Annotated in this window: 11 protein-coding genes; 4 read left to right on the top strand and 7 right to left on the bottom strand. The window is 59.3% G+C overall.

Going from position 1 to position 13,105, the window contains the following annotated elements; genetic code table 11:
- Positions 1–70: 70 nt before the first annotated feature.
- The 5 genes from GHO41_RS08705 to GHO41_RS08685 form a co-directional block, all read right to left on the bottom strand.
- Positions 71–847 carry a class I SAM-dependent methyltransferase gene (locus GHO41_RS08705; protein ID WP_153433371.1) on the bottom strand — a complete coding sequence of 259 codons (777 nt, stop codon included), beginning with the start codon at positions 845–847 and terminating at the stop codon, positions 71–73.
- 69 nt (positions 848–916) lie between these two features.
- Entirely contained in the window at positions 917–3,379 is a 2,463-nt protein-coding gene (locus GHO41_RS08700) for a TonB-dependent receptor (protein WP_048368973.1), read from the bottom strand.
- A gap of 129 nt (positions 3,380–3,508) precedes the next feature.
- The gene (locus GHO41_RS08695) at positions 3,509–4,483 is read right to left on the bottom strand and encodes a FecR domain-containing protein (RefSeq protein WP_153433370.1); all 975 of its coding nucleotides are present in this window, start codon (positions 4,481–4,483) and stop codon (positions 3,509–3,511) included.
- A 17-nt stretch (positions 4,484–4,500) separates the two neighbouring features.
- Positions 4,501–5,025 (bottom strand): sigma-70 family RNA polymerase sigma factor, encoded by a 525-nt coding sequence (locus tag GHO41_RS08690; RefSeq protein WP_278938429.1) that lies wholly within the window; start codon positions 5,023–5,025, stop codon positions 4,501–4,503.
- A 149-nt stretch (positions 5,026–5,174) separates the two neighbouring features.
- Positions 5,175–6,455 (bottom strand): serine/threonine transporter, encoded by a 1,281-nt coding sequence (locus tag GHO41_RS08685; protein ID WP_153433369.1) that lies wholly within the window; start codon positions 6,453–6,455, stop codon positions 5,175–5,177.
- 227 nt (positions 6,456–6,682) lie between these two features.
- On the opposite strand from GHO41_RS08685, the gene GHO41_RS08680 reads away from it, so the two are divergent.
- Positions 6,683–7,222 carry a DUF4946 domain-containing protein gene (locus tag GHO41_RS08680; protein ID WP_153433368.1) on the top strand — a complete coding sequence of 180 codons (540 nt, stop codon included), beginning with the start codon at positions 6,683–6,685 and terminating at the stop codon, positions 7,220–7,222.
- A gap of 468 nt (positions 7,223–7,690) precedes the next feature.
- On the opposite strand, the gene GHO41_RS08675 is transcribed toward GHO41_RS08680, so the two are convergent.
- Both GHO41_RS08675 and GHO41_RS08670 read right to left on the bottom strand, forming a co-directional pair.
- On the bottom strand, positions 7,691–8,650 hold the full coding sequence (locus tag GHO41_RS08675; protein WP_153327430.1) for a zinc-binding alcohol dehydrogenase family protein: 960 nt from the start codon (positions 8,648–8,650) through the stop codon (positions 7,691–7,693).
- A gap of 89 nt (positions 8,651–8,739) precedes the next feature.
- Complete coding sequence (locus tag GHO41_RS08670; protein WP_153331542.1) at positions 8,740–9,519, bottom strand: helix-turn-helix transcriptional regulator; 780 nt, start codon at positions 9,517–9,519, stop codon at positions 8,740–8,742.
- A 148-nt stretch (positions 9,520–9,667) separates the two neighbouring features.
- On the opposite strand from GHO41_RS08670, the gene GHO41_RS08665 reads away from it, so the two are divergent.
- From GHO41_RS08665 to GHO41_RS08655, 3 genes are all read left to right on the top strand, one after another.
- Positions 9,668–10,108: a DUF411 domain-containing protein gene (locus GHO41_RS08665; RefSeq protein ID WP_048368967.1), complete on the top strand. Its 441-nt coding sequence runs from the start codon at positions 9,668–9,670 to the stop codon at positions 10,106–10,108.
- A 357-nt stretch (positions 10,109–10,465) separates the two neighbouring features.
- Positions 10,466–12,034, top strand: a complete 1,569-nt coding sequence (glgA, locus tag GHO41_RS08660; protein ID WP_153433367.1) for a glycogen synthase GlgA — start codon at positions 10,466–10,468, stop codon at positions 12,032–12,034.
- A gap of 65 nt (positions 12,035–12,099) precedes the next feature.
- The coding region (locus GHO41_RS08655) for a 4-alpha-glucanotransferase (protein ID WP_178126487.1) at positions 12,100–13,105 on the top strand (1,006 nt) is incomplete at its 3' end.

Genomic DNA, 13,105 nt, shown 5'->3' with positions numbered 1-13,105 from the left:
GGGGAGCGACCCTGTCAGAAGGATCCGTTTGGTTTGTAGTACGCGTAGCTTTCCGAGAATTGAGGGGGGATCACGCCGGTTTCTGCGTCACAAACGCGTAAGTGATGTATGGCACGCTGACTTCTTCGCCGTGATTCAACACGCTGTGTGACGCGACAAACGCACGCAACTGCTGCTCCACCTTTTCCCGCTCATCAGGCGCCAGTGCCGAGATAAAGCTGGTGGAGCGCACGCGATTGAAAATCACGTCTTCGACCGGCCCGTTATGAGGCTGGATGAACCGTTGCTCTTGCAGCGGCCCAAGGCCGTCATACGGAAACGCCTGACGCCAGGCGCCGGTGTAGAAGCGGGGCGCGTCGGCTTCCCATTGATTGACCAACGCATCGAGCTCCGCCACCCACGGTACGCTGGCATCACGCAGATTCCAGATCAGCCCTAGGCGCCCGCCCGGTTTAAGCACGCGATGGATCTCGGCCAAGGCTTCATGGTTGGCAAACCAGTGAAAGGCTTGTGCGCACACCACCACGTCGACACTGGCATCGGCCAACGGAATGGCTTGTACGGTGCCTTGATGGGCTTCGACCTCAGGATGGGCCTTTGACAGCTTGGCGAGCATGGCCTGGACCGGCTCAAGCACGATCACCCGTGCACCGGTCTGCAACAGGCGCGGGGTGAATTTGCCAGTTCCGGCACCCACTTCGAGTACCGTCTGGCCAGGCTCCAGGCCCAGGGTGTGAGTCAGCCAGGCGCTGACCTGGGGCGGGTAATCAGGGCGCCCGCGCACATAAGTATCAGCGCCCTGGGCATAGCCCTCAGCCGCAGCATGATGAAGGGTTGAGTCGCTCATCGTCTGGCTCCGCTTGGAATGGTTGCTCAACCATAGCCCAATCGTCCCCGCTGCGACATGAAACCCTTGTCAGAAGCTGTACTTCATCCCCAGCATCAGGTTGCGCGGATCGCCATAGTAGTAGGTTGAGTACAGGCCATAACCACTGAGGTATTCGCGGTCAAAGACGTTGTTGAGGTTGACCGTGGCGCTGAGGTTTTGGCTGATGTCATAACGCGCCATCAACCCCACCACCGCGAAACTGCCTTCTTTGGCGTCGGCTTTGATCGATGAGTCCAGCTCACTGTAAGTCGAACCTTGCCAGGACACATTACCGCCCACGGTCAGGTCCTTGAGGTCACCGTCCAGTTGGTAACTGGTGGCCAGTTTGAACAACTGCTCGGGATGATTGCTGTTGATGCGTTTGCCGTCCTTGTCCCGGGGTTGAGCGTAGGTGTAGCCCGCCAGCAATTGCCAGCCGCGTGCCACTTCACCGGAAATCTCGGCCTCAAAGCCCTTGGTTTTAGTGCCGTCGATGGCCTTGTAGGCATCTTCGCCGTTATCGCGCACACCATCGTATTCGGCGTAGTTGTTCTGTTTGATCAGGAACACGGCAAAACTGGTATTCAGTGCACCGTCGAAATACTCCGACTTCAAGCCCGCCTCGTAGCTTTTACCGGTCATCGGTGCGAGCACTTTATCGTTGCGATCGAAATAGCTTTGCGGGGTAAAAATCTCGGTGTAGCTGGCATAAACCGAGTGATTGGCGCTCAGGTCGTAGACGATCCCCGCATAGGGGATCGGCTTGCCGGTCTTTTTCGAATCATCCAGCGTAGGGACCGTTTGCGCAGCGTTGTAGGTCATTGTCCCCTTGCGGTCGTAGTCGACCACGCGAGCACCGAGAATGACCGATAAATCATCCGTCGGCTTGAGGCGCAAGGCGCCATAGAGCGCCGATTCCTTCGTCTTATAGCGCTGTTTCAAGCCTTGGCTCAATTGAGCAGGGCCCGGACGCGGCGCATCGTTGTTCCAGTTTTGGTAATTGATGGTCAGGTCGTCAGCATTCTCGGCCAGGTAGTCGTTGCGACGATTGCTGACATTGGCCCCCAACACCAATTCATGGCTGCGCCCCAAGAACTCAAAGGGCCCGGTGGCATAGGCGTCCAGCGTATCGGTGTTGATCTCGAAGGTTTTGGTGCCGCTCATGAACTGCGCTTCACCCGTGGTTTTGTCCGGGAACGGTCCCCAGCCCACGATATTGCCCTGCAACTGATCGGTGTTGCCCTTCCAGTGGCTGGCTTCGACTTTCAACAGCCAATCGTTATCGAAACGCTGCTCTACCCCGGCGAAGTACTTGGTGCTTTTACTGTCGGCATACGCCCACTTGGCGGCCGGGTTCATGGAGCGCTTAAAGTGGGTTCGGCTGCCATCGCTGTAATACAGCGGCAACTGGCCAAAGCTTGAACCATTGGAGTCGATTTTTTGATAGTCGATACCGGCATACAGCGTCGTATCGTCGGTCAGATCAGCCTCAGCGATGCCATAGAACACATCTTTGATGGACGAGTAACGGTCGATAAAGGAGCGTCCATCTTCATGGGCGGCCACCACGCGCCCGCGCACCGCGCCGTTTTCAGTCAAGGGGCCCGACAGGTCCAGTTCACTGCGATAGCGGTCCCACGAGCCACCGCTGCCCGACACATAGCCCTGGAAGTCTTTGGTCGGGCGTTTGCGCACCAGATTCACCGCCCCCGACGGGCTGCCCACGCCGCTCATCAAACCGGTGGAACCGCGCACCACTTCTACCCGGTCGTAAATGGCCATGTCGCGCATGCCTAGACCGTTGGTATTGGTAGTGAAGTCCGAGGTCGGTACGCCGTCGTACTGGAAGTTATCCAGGGTGAAACCGCGGGAATAGAAGTTGTAACGCTCGCTGTCATCGTGCATCACGGTTATGCCCGGCGTTTGCTCCATCACTTGAGCAATGCTGCCCAGCCCTTGATCGGTCATTTGCTGACGGGTAATGACCGTGACTGACTGCGGTGTTTCACGCAAAGAAAGGGGCAATTTGGTTGCCGTACTGGTTTCGCCCGTGGTGTAGGAATTGCTGCCTTCGGTGGTCCCGCCCAATGCCACGCCGGTCACACTGGTGGCCTGTAGTTGTAACTTGCCGTCTGCGCTGCCAGAGGTCAGCGGGTACAGCGTCCACACCCCGTTGGCCCCTTCGGTGGCGGTCAGGCCGCTGCCTTTGAGCAATTGCTGCAACGCTTGTGGTACATCAAATCGGCCCTTGAGGGCTGGCGCCTGTTTGTTCTGTACCAGTGCCGGGTCGTAAGGCAGCGAGATATTGGCCTGCTGGGCAAAGCGGTTAAGTGCGTCCTCCAGCGTACTGGCCGGCACATCGAAACTGCGTTGCGCACTGACCGATGCGGCCACCGTCATCGAAAACGGTTGCACGGCTGCCAGCACAGCACCGCCCAGCAAGACCGCCTGCAGGGCAATGGCCAAGCGGCTACGCGCGGGCAAGAAAAGAGGTTGAACGGCAGCGGACATGGGTTTTGCTCCTGCAATTAAAAGGTCTTATGCCTAGTTGTCGAAGGACGCGAAAAAACCCGCAAAGAAATTTGATAATTATTCGTATTGACACAGGCACGAGCTGGCCGCGCGATCTTTTGATCTTGGCTAAACCGCCACAATCCGCGTCCAGAACCGCGTTCTGCGCTCGATGCGCACCGCCAGCGTCTGGCTCAAGCCCTGCAATGCCTGGTCGATATGCTCGAGTTGAAACACCCCCGACACGCGCAAATCACTGACAGCGGGTTCGCACAACAACCAGCCCTGGCGATAACGCGACAGTTCGGCCGCCAAGTCTTCCAGGCGCATGTTTTTCGCCACCAGCGCCCCGCTCGTCCAACTGCTGACGTGCAAGGCCGAGGAGGTTTGCAAACGGGCCGATTGCCCATCGATCACATATTCCTTGCCCGCCTGCACCAACACCGGCTGCGTCGCCGGCAGATGGATAGCCACCACGCCCTCTTCAACCATTAGCCGGGTACGGCCAGACTCTTGGCGCACGTCAAACGCGGTGCCGATAGCCTGTAACCGCGCCTCACGTGTGTGCACCCAAAACGGTCGGCGCCCGGCGGAGGCGTCAGCGTCTTTACCGGTACGGATAAAAATTTCGCCGTCACGCAACACAATCAAGCGCTGTTGCTCGTTGAAGACAACGTCCGCAGCGCTGTCGGTGTTGAGTTGCAGGCGTGTGCCATCGGCCAGATTAAACACGCGGCGCTCGCCCACGGCCGTGGCATAGTCAGCGCCAAAGGTGCGCCACGGTTGTTGTTGCCACGCCAGCGCACCCGCCCCGGCGCCCAGCACACCTAGCCCTAGGACCTTGAGCGCCTGGCGCCGTGAGCGCAGCCGACTGCTGCCACTCAAGGTGTCCAGCGCCACCCGCCCCGACAAGGCTGACGCCTGGCGAAAAGTCGACTCGGTCACTTGCAGCGCTTGCCAGGCCGCCTCATGGCTGACATGCGCGGCGCGCCATTGCTGGCAGGCTGCGTGTATCTGCGGATCAGCAGCCCCGGACTGGGTTTTCACCAGCCAGTTAATCGCCGCATCCAGCACCTCGGATGAAAACTCGACAGAACCCGACATGGCGCCGTTGCCCCCGCTCACAAGGCCGCACGCGCCAGGAAGCAATGACGAATCGCCGTCGCCATGTACTTCTCGACCGAACTCACGCTCACCTCCAACCGCTCGGCAATCGCCTGATAGCCCAAGCCTTCGAGCCGCGACAGCAAAAAGGCAGTGCGTACGTTGGGTTTCAGGCCATCGAGCAAGGCATCGATACGGGTCAGGGTTTCCAGCAGGATCAAGCGTTCTTCCGGTGACGGCATGTCCTGTTCAGGCACGTGTGCAAGCGCCTGCAAATACGCCTGCTCCACCTGCTGACGACGATAACGGTCAATTATCAAGCCTTTGGCAATGCTGCTCAGCCAGGCGCGCGGTTCACGCAACTGCGCTACCTGCTCCGGTTTGCCGAGTACATAAAGGAAAGTGTCCTGCGCCATGTCGTCCGCATTCTCGGCATTGCGCAGCCGCCGTCGCAGCCAATTCACCAGCCAGTGGTGATGGTCGCTATACAGATTGCGAACGTCGGTGTGCAGCAGCGATGAGTTGGACGGTGATGACGACACAAGAGCCCTCGATGCACACTGAAAATAAAATGCGAATAGGAATTTGTCGCAATAGTATTCAGAGTGCAGCCCAGACTCAAGCGTTGCACGACAAGAGACGATCAATCAGTGGCCTGTCGCCACGCAGAACGGCAGCGACAGGCCCTGGATCAAGGGATCAGCGAGTAGACCAGCGACGAAATCGCCACCAGGCCGACCACGGTGACAAACACGTTGGAGATTTTGTCCGCGTGCTGACGCATGCTCGGCACACGACGAATCGCGTACATCGGCATCAGGAATAGAATGGCCGCAATCACCGGGCCGCCGAAGCTTTCAATCATGCGCAAAATGCTGGGGTTGAGGGTCGCAACCGCCCAGCACACCAACAGCATGAAGGCCGCCGTCAGGCGTTCCAGGGTTTTACCGGCCGGACGCTTGCCGGTCTTCAGGATCAGCCCTTTGAGGCCTTCATTAGCACCGATGTAGTGCCCCAGGAAGGACTTGGCAATCGCCACAAACGCAATCAGCGGCGCGGCAAAGGCGATGGTCGGGTTGCTGAAGTGGTTGGCCAGGTAAGACAGGATCGACAGGTTCTGCGCCTTGGCTTCGGCCAGTTGTTCAGGGGACAGCGTAAGCACGCAACTGAACACGAAGAACAGCACCATCACCACCATCAGCAGGTGCGCGCGCGACAGAATCTGCGAGCTGCGCTCATCGGCACTGGCGCCATAGCGGCGCTTTTGATCAACGGCAAATGCCGAGATGATCGGCGAGTGGTTAAACGAGAACACCATCACCGGGATCGCCAGCCACAGGGTGTGCAGCAAGGCCGATGGCTCCGGCAGGGTGCTGGCCGTGGCCAGAATGCCGCCGTTCCAGTGCGGGATCAAAAACACTGCCAGAAACAGCAGCGCGGCAATGAACGGGTAAACCATCATGCTCATGGCCTTGACGATCACTTGTTCGCCGCAGCGCACCACCGTCAGCAAGCCGAGGATCAGCACCAACGACAAAATGACCCGGGGCGGCGGCGTGATGTGCAACTGATTGAGCATGAAGCTGCCGACCGTGTTGGTCAGCGCCACGCTGTAGATCAGCAGAATCGGGAAAATCGCCAGAAAGTACAGCAGCGTGATCAACGCCCCGGCTGTCAGGCCGAAGTGTTCTTCCACCACGTCAGTGATGTCTGAGCCTTCACGACCGGACAGTACAAAACGGGTCAGGCCGCGGTGCGCATAAAACGTCATGGGGAATGCCAGCAGCGCCAGGATCAACAGCGGCCAGAAGCCACCAATGCCTGCGTTGATGGGCAAAAACAAAGTACCTGCGCCAATGGCCGTGCCAAACAGGCCCAGCATCCAGGTAGTATCGTGGCGGTTCCAGCGACTGAGGGTCGCAGGTGTCGCGTCGTCAAAGCGTTCATCGACGCTGTTAGCCTGGTCATTCATCCGGTCAAATCTCCGCTAGCCGGTCGTTACCACGCAGCCGGGGCGGACAAAACACACCTTACTGACCACGCCCCAGCCATAAGAGGGCCGCGATTGTCCGGGATTAGACATAAGAAGCAAAGGTTTAGCTGAGGAATGGTGAAAATGATTGATCACACTAAAGCAAGACTTTGACACCTATTGATACACTATAGCCTTTCGAAACCTGCGCTCAAGGCCTGTTGCCCATGACTGTTTGTCACCGTTACACCGCATTTGCCGGACTGCTGCTGGCCCTGTCGCTACCTGCAGCCAACGCCGACAGTTTGATGATCACCTGGCCAGGTGGCTGGGACGTCCAGGCCGTGCCGGCCGAGGCCGACACTACCGTTCAACGCCAGCGAGCGGTGAAAAACGACGCCAATGGTGACCCGCAGATGGTCATGGAGCTGACCCAGTCGACCCTCGCGCCTGAGCACCAGGTGAACATGGACGCGGTGTTGCTGGAAATGCGCAAGACCTTGCAGAAGAACTTCGCGCAAGGGGGTTATCAGAGTGCCTGTAACAAAATCCACCCCAGCACCTTGGGCGGCCTGAAAGCGCTAGAGACCACCTGCAAAATCACCCAAAACGGCAACCACGTGATCACCCAGACCCTTGTCGCAGCGACTCAGGGCCAAAGCGCTTACGCCCTCTCCTACGCGGGCCCGGCTGACGGATACAAAGCCAACGAGCCTGAAGTCCAGGGGATCCGCGCCAGCTTGCGATTGGGCCAGAATCAGCCCTAAACCTTGTAGGAGCGAGCTTGCTCGCGATCTTTTGATCTAGATCTTGCTTTTGATCTTGATCTAAAAGGCCCCATTAAACCACGCTGGCCGAACGCAGGTTTTGCGCAGTGGGTAACCCGGCAGGACGCCGGGTTAGCCGCGACACGGCCATGGATGGCCGATCGCGGCGGGCCTACGGAGCAAGGCCTGTGGTGAGGGCATGCCGAGCCAAAGCGAGGCACCGAGGGGTAGGGACAAAAGCGTTTTGGTTACTTTGCCGCTTTTGCAAAGTGACGCGGCGTAAGGCCGGAACCCTAAGTGGCCGTTGCCGCATCAACGGATATGTACTCAAGTCAAGAGCCCCCTCACCCTAGCCCTCTCCTGAAGGAGAGGGAACCGATTGGGGGATGCTGAAGATACTCGGCGGCCTGTTTGCTGCGCGACAGCGCGGCGTCGAAGACGGGGCGGCCCCTCCTACAGATTGATTAGTTATGGAATCAGCACCACTTTGGTGCTCGCCCCGGCGTTGACTTCAGCGTAGCTGACCAGCCCTTGCACCAGCGGAGCTTGTTCAAGGTCGCGGGGTGCGGGCAGTAAGCCCTCATCGAAGTACTGGCCAAATTGATTGAGCATGCGTGCGCACTCGGTGCTGCTATATAGCAGGCTGTTGACGCCAATCAGTGAGCCGCCTTTGCGGTACAGCGCCAGCGCCGGGAGTTGCACGTGCCCGTCCAGTGGCGCGGCGATAATGGCCAGCCGACCAAACACCGCCAGCGCTGGCACCGCAGCCGGCAGCCAGTGACCGGTGGTGTCAAAAATCACGTCGGCGCCCCCGGCAAACACCGCATTGACTTCGCCCGCCAATGCTTCGGGTTGTTCAAGCACGATCACTTCATAACCCTGCTCGCGCAGTACACGCGCCTGCTCCGGGCGACGCACGGCAGCCAACACCTGCGCTCCCAGCACTGTTGCCAGGCCCAAGGTGGCCGAGCCCACCGCGCCTTTGGCGCCGATCACCAGTAAACGCGTACCGGCCACTACGCCACTGCGCTGTAAGGCATCCCAGGCCGTGGTGTAGGGCACGCCCATGCTGGCGGCCTGTACAAAGCTCAATGCCTCAGGTTGTTGCGCGACGCCACTGGCGGGCAGGGTCAAATACTCAGCGTGGGAACCGTCACGGTTAAACCCCAGGTCCTTGCCCGTGCCCCAGACCTTCTGCCCTATTAAGGCTTTGGGGCCCTCAACGACGACACCGGCAAAATCGCGCCCCGGAATCCGCGGCAAGGTGGTGTAAGGGAAACGCCCCAGCACGTTCTTTACATCGCTGGGGTTCAAGCCCGCGGCCTTGACCTGCACCAGCACCTGGTCGGCAGTTGGCGTCGGGGTGGGCACGTCGACTACCTGCAAAGCGGCCAGATCACCGGTTTTGGAAAATTGCAGCGCCTTCATGTTCTAGCCTCCGGGTCAGTGAGATAGCCATGAGTCTATGACCGGCAAACGCCGCGCATCGGTCAAACCCTTCTGCCTGTCGGCCAGATTCAAGCGTCTGGCAGGTGGCCCTGCCCATATAAAGACGGCGTAACACCCAGCTCGCGGCGAAACATGTCGCTGAAGCTGCTCGGTGAATACCCCAGCGAACGGGCGATCTGGCTCACCGACACCCCCTGGATCAGCTCCGCCGCCGCCGTGGCCAACTGCACCTGGCGTCGCCATTGCGCAAAGCCCATGCCCAGCTCCGTCTGAAACAACCGCGCCAAAGTACGCACGCTGGCCCCGGCATGGTCGGCATGCTGTTCAAAGGCGATGTCCAGCGTCGGGTTGGCCATTACCGATTGGCACAGATTGAGCAGCCGCCGATCCGCAGCGTCAGGCATCGGCACCTTGAGCAGCGTGCGCCGGGCGCGCTGCAACTCGAGCAAGGTCAGATTGAGCAACGCGTCGGTGTAGGCCGGCGGCGCATCAGGCTGATCCACCAGATTGATGATCAACTCTCGCAGCAGCCGCCCGACTTCCAGCACTTGCACATGACTGTCGAGCGTGCGCGCCGTGACTTGGGGCAAATACAGATTGCGCATCTGTAAATCCGACACCACGCGAATCCCGTGGGGCACGCCCGGGGGCAACCAGACCGCACGTTGCGGCGGCACGGCCAAGGCTTCATCCGGGGTATCAACCCACATCACGCCGCTCATGGCATACAACAACTGGCCCCATTCATGCTGATGCGGCTCAATGTACAAACCGCGCGGGTAGGTGCGCGCCAGCGGCTGTACCGGCACGGCGGGGTCAGACAAATCAGGCGGGGCAGCAAGAGCCATAAGCAGTTCACGTCAGAAAAGTAAGTGGACATGTTACATCAGCGTGTTTGTGCCTAAAGTGTCGGCACCTGACAAAACTGTCATCTGAACATCAGTTGCCTGACAGCCCGCGCAGTCCAGGCTGAGTTATTTCATCAAGAGGTCATCAATGAAGAACCCGTTACGTATTTTTGCGCTCTCTACGCTCTTTATTACGTCATTCGCCAACGCTGCTGAACAACTGACCATGGACGTACACCGCGATGCCAACTGCGGTTGCTGCAAGGCCTGGATCTCGCACCTGCAAGCCAATGGCATCAAGGTCAATGACCACGTTGAAGACGACATGAGCCGCGTCAAACAAGAGCTCGGTGTACAACCACGGCTGGCTTCGTGCCACACCGGGGTGATCAACGGTAAATTCGTTGAAGGCCACGTGCCGGCCGAACAGGTGATTGCCCTGAGCAAGCGTCATGATTTGAAAGGCATTGCGGTTCCGGGCATGCCAATGGGCTCGCCGGGCATGGAAATGGGCGATCGCAAAGACGCTTTCCAGGTGATTGGCTTGCGCAACGACGGCCGCGACGAAGTGGTTGCTGAATACCCGTAACCCCCGCATAAGCCAGCAGGAGCGAGCGCGGTCTTTTGAGCTCTAAAGTTCGCTCCTGCTGTTTGTCTGAAAAGTCTTCATCACCCAATATTCTTGCAATCTCGCCTAGCCCCTTGCGGCATCTCTCCTACACTCATCGCTGTCGTGTATACAACTCGCGACGTCGTTTTAAACAAAGCGAACCTTCTACCCCTCTGACAGGTCAACCTGATACAGGGCTGCCTGCTTGGTGCATTCCTTGCAGCACTTTTTTCACCTTCTACGCCTGTGGCCAAGGTGACCTTTATCAATCTGAAAGCGGAGGCTGACTGGCCTTAAGGCCGATAGCAGCTCAAATAAGTACAACGGGAGAGAGTCATGATCAGTGCTGCTGCTCCACATCAAGACGAACAGCTAAATCCGCCAGCGGCGTCTTCGATCACGCTCTCCGGGTTGGCACCTGCGGGTAAGGCTGTACCGCCAGTGGTGAATACCAACCCCAATAAAAAGAAAGTCCTGTTCGTGACCTCCGAACTGGCAGACCTGGTCAAAACCGGTGGCCTGGGCGATGTATCAGCCGCTCTGCCCCGGGCCATGCGCCATTTGCACGATGTGCGGGTGTTGATCCCCGGCTATCGGCAAGTGCTGCACAGCGATAACCCGATCCACATCATTGGTGAACTCGGCGGCCATGCCGCGCTGCCACCGTGCAAAATCGGGCGCATGGACCTCGCAGACGGCTTGGTCATTTATGTGCTGATTTGCCCGGAACTGTACGAGCGCGAGGGCACGCCTTACGGCGCCAATAATGGCCGTGACTGGCCCGACAACCACATCCGGTTTGCCCGCCTGGGCCTGGCCGCCGCTGATATCGCCGCCAACCTGGCGCAGATCCACTGGCAGCCCGATTTGGTGCACGCCCACGATTGGCCAGCCGGCCTGGCCCCGGCTTATATGCACTGGCGCGGCCAACGCACGCCCACGCTGTTTACCATTCATAACCTTGCCTACCAGGGTGTATTCAGCCGCGCGTGCTGCCCGGAATTGGGCATTCCACCCCATGCCCTGCAACAGGACGGCATGGAGTTTTACGGCAAGCTGTCGTATCTCAAGGCGGGCATGGCGTATGCCAGCCACATCACCACTGTCAGCGCGACCTATGCCCAGGAAATCACCACCCCGGCCTTTGGCTGCGGGCTGGATGGCTTTTTGGCCAGCAAAACCCAGCAAGGTTTGCTCAGCGGCATCCCTAACGGCATCGATGACACGTGGGAAGCCTCGACCGATCCGCACCTGGTCGCGCCGTTCAGCATCGGTGACTGGGAAGGCCGGGCGGTCAATACCGCTTACGTGCGCGACTTGTTTGGCCTGCAACCGTCTGCCGGGCCTTTGTTCGCCGTGGTGTCGCGGCTGGTCTATCAAAAGGGCCTGGATCTGACGGAAGCCGTGGCCGATTTCATCGTCGCTTCGGGCGGGCAGATCTGCATCATTGGTCGCGGCGAGCCCGAAGAAGAACAGGCCATGCGTGAACTGGGGCTGCGCTTTACAGGGCAAATCGGCGTGCGCATTGGCTTCAACGAGGCCGACGCCCGACGCATGTTCGCCGGCAGTGACTTTTTATTGATGCCCTCGCGCTATGAGCCTTGCGGCCTGAGCCAGATGTACGCGCAACGCTTTGGTTCGCTGCCGGTGGCGCGCAACACCGGCGGTTTGGCCGACACCATTGAAAATGGCGTCACCGGCTTTTTATTCGATGAGTCCACCGTCGAAAGCTACACCGAGGCCCTGACCCGCGCCTTCAAGGTCTTTGCCTTCCCCGAGCTGATGAACGCCATGCGTTGCCGTGCAATGGCGGCGCCGTTCAATTGGTGCAACGCCGTGGAGCCCTACGCCGAGCTTTATGAACGCCTGGTGGCGCAGTCCATGGTGCGTACCAGCAAGTTTTAGCACCGCAACACCCTGATTTGCACGACGTTCGATAGCCACTCGCCAGCCTTCAAGGGAGCCCGCCAATGAGCGAAGCGCAATTGGAAATACTCGCCGGCCGAGCCGGACTGGCCGTTGACTGGATTGATGCCAACGGCCAACCGCAAAGGGTTACGCAACCGGTGCTGGAAGCCATTCTGGCCGGTTTGGGGCTGCCAGCCGACAGCCCTGAGGCCATTGAAACCAGCTTGCTCAACTTGCAGCTGGAGCAACAAAACAAACGCTTGCCGCCTTTGCTCACCGCTGACGTGGGCAAGGCGCTGGACCTGTCACGGTATTTCCACGCCCACAGCCATTGCACGGTGTACCTGGAAAACGGCGGCTCGTTGCCCATTCAACTGGACGCCGATGCCATGCTGCCGGGCATGATTCCTGTCGGTTATCACCGGGTGCAGGTCGAGGAACAGCTCTTTACCCTGGCCGTGGCACCGGCCAAATGCTTTAGCATTGCCGATGCCCTGCAACAGTCAACGCCCAGAACCTGGGGCTTGAGCGTGCAACTGTATTCATTGCGCCGCGCCGGTGATGGCGGTTTCGGCGATACCCGGGCGCTTGAAGTGCTGCTCCAGGCCGCTGGGGAACGGGGTGCCGACGCATTGGCCATCAGCCCGCTGCATGCCATGTTCAGCAGCGCGCCGAAACACTACAGCCCGTACTCGCCCTCCAGCCGTTTGTTTCTCAACTGCCTGTACGCGACACCCGCAAGTATTCTGGGCGGCGATGCCGTCGACCGGGCGATTGAAACCACAGGGCTGAAAGACGAATTTGAGCGCCTTGAACAGTTGCCGCTGATCGACTGGCCTGCGGCGACCCGCGCCAAGCAAACGTTGTTGCGCCAGCTCTACGAAGACTTCATCACTGAAGACTCGCCATTGCTCAGTGATTTCCAGCGCTTTCGCGACATCGGCGGCGAAGCACTCGAGAACCACTGCCGCTTCGAGGCCTTGCAAGCCGTCAGCGCCGCCGAACAGCGCAGCCTCGACTGGCGCGACTGGCCCGAGCAGCTACGCAACCCGGACAGCCCGGCCCTGC

Origin of the sequence: Pseudomonas sp. FSL R10-0399, assembly GCF_009600165.1 — a bacterium.
Classification (GTDB): domain Bacteria; phylum Pseudomonadota; class Gammaproteobacteria; order Pseudomonadales; family Pseudomonadaceae; genus Aquipseudomonas; species Aquipseudomonas helleri.
The sequence above is the reverse complement of the archived record's forward strand: the minus strand, read 5'-3'. Positions and strand labels throughout refer to the sequence as shown.

Coding starts and splice junctions, on each gene's coding strand:
- glgA (WP_153433367.1), top strand. CDS start 10,466: ATGATCAGTGCTGCTGCTCCACATCAAGACGAACAGCTAAATCCGCCA.
- GHO41_RS08685 (WP_153433369.1), bottom strand. CDS start 6,455: ATGAATGACCAGGCTAACAGCGTCGATGAACGCTTTGACGACGCGACA.
- GHO41_RS08665 (WP_048368967.1), top strand. CDS start 9,668: ATGAAGAACCCGTTACGTATTTTTGCGCTCTCTACGCTCTTTATTACG.
- GHO41_RS08670 (WP_153331542.1), bottom strand. CDS start 9,519: ATGGCTCTTGCTGCCCCGCCTGATTTGTCTGACCCCGCCGTGCCGGTA.
- GHO41_RS08700 (WP_048368973.1), bottom strand. CDS start 3,379: ATGTCCGCTGCCGTTCAACCTCTTTTCTTGCCCGCGCGTAGCCGCTTG.
- GHO41_RS08695 (WP_153433370.1), bottom strand. CDS start 4,483: ATGTCGGGTTCTGTCGAGTTTTCATCCGAGGTGCTGGATGCGGCGATT.
- GHO41_RS08680 (WP_153433368.1), top strand. CDS start 6,683: ATGACTGTTTGTCACCGTTACACCGCATTTGCCGGACTGCTGCTGGCC.
- GHO41_RS08675 (WP_153327430.1), bottom strand. CDS start 8,650: ATGAAGGCGCTGCAATTTTCCAAAACCGGTGATCTGGCCGCTTTGCAG.
- GHO41_RS08705 (WP_153433371.1), bottom strand. CDS start 847: ATGAGCGACTCAACCCTTCATCATGCTGCGGCTGAGGGCTATGCCCAG.